Genomic DNA, 868 nt, shown 5'->3' on the forward strand with positions numbered 1-868 from the left:
TGCGTTTGATTCACCCTACCTCTCATAACTTCTATGAAACCTGTAGAGAGAAATTAGGCTGGGCCAATAACCTGATAAGTAGTTAATAGATGGCATTTGTTAAGAAAAAAGTTAAGCAAGGCTATGACCTGATTGGTGATATTCATGGTTGTGGTAACTCCCTTGAACGTCTGTTGAAAAAGATGGGTTATGAGAACAAGCAAGGTTGCTACCGTCATCCGCAACGCAAAGTGATTTTTGTGGGTGATATTGTTGATAGAGGCCCTCGAATTCGAGAAGCTCTGCATATTGTAAAAGACATGGTCGACCAATCGCAGGCCGAAATTGTCCTGGGCAATCACGAATACAATGCAATGTGTTACTGCACAGAGGGTCGTCAAGGTAGTGGCATGCAGTATTTGCGCGAGCACAACGCTCGTCATCACAGACTTATTCGAGAGACCTTGGAGCAGTTTGATGCTCATCGCTCCGAATGGCACAAGTTTCTATCGTGGTTTCATGAAATCCCTCTTTTTATTGAAAAAGAAGACTTCCGAGTGGTTCATGCTTGTTGGGATAGTTTAGCGATTGAACGTTTAAAATCTTATTCCCCAGACCATTGCATTAGTATGGACTTTTTGCACGAGTCTGCGGTCTCTGGTTCTTTCGCTAGCCGAATTATTGACAAGTTAACTCGCGGTACCGCATTGGAGCTGCCAAACGGTGAAACCATTCTAGGCAAAGATGGCTTGGCGAGAAGCATGTTTCGCACAAAGTTCTGGAGTGATGATCCCCAGATATACAATGATGTTGTCTTTCAACCCGACCCACTGCCGCCAGAAATGGCTGAGCGTCCTTTGTCGGCGATAGAGAAGCAGCAATTACTGAC

General features: G+C 44.7%; 1 protein-coding gene. It reads left to right on the forward strand.

From position 1 onward, the window contains the following. Nucleotides 1-89: 89 nt before the first annotated feature. The coding region (locus A3757_RS05820; RefSeq protein ID WP_068739301.1) for a metallophosphoesterase at nucleotides 90-868 on the forward strand (779 nt) is incomplete at its 3' end.

This window comes from Oleiphilus sp. HI0117 (genome assembly GCF_001635235.1).